The sequence below is a fragment of the Micromonospora sp. SL1-18 genome (assembly GCF_047921505.1).
GTDB lineage: Bacteria > Actinomycetota > Actinomycetes > Mycobacteriales > Micromonosporaceae > Micromonospora.
The window spans coordinates 1-229 of record NZ_JBLROA010000288.1 but is presented as its reverse complement, the minus strand read 5'-3'; the positions used below and the strand labels follow the sequence as shown (position 1 = coordinate 229).

Annotated in this window: 1 pseudogene; it reads right to left on the bottom strand. The window is 71.2% G+C overall.

The window, feature by feature from the left end:
* Nucleotides 1-126 (bottom strand): annotated as a pseudogene (locus ACNAW0_RS30975) (hypothetical protein); the annotation flags it as partial.
* Nucleotides 127-229 lie beyond the last annotated feature (103 nt).

Sequence of the window (229 nt, the reverse complement as noted above, 5' to 3'; positions counted from 1 at the left end):
GCCGAGTTCCATACCGCCCTTCGGGTCCAGGCCCCAGATCTGCACGAGCCCGGAGGCGACCCCGGCGGCCAGCGAGCGGACCACGGACCAAATCACAGAGCCCTTCCCGGAACCGGTGGCGCCCACGACCAGGACTTGAGTGCCGAACAGGCGCAGGTCGTAGCCGTCGCCGTCCTCTCGACGGCCGACTGGGAGGGCGATGAACTCGGGCACGGCCGGCACGGGGAGC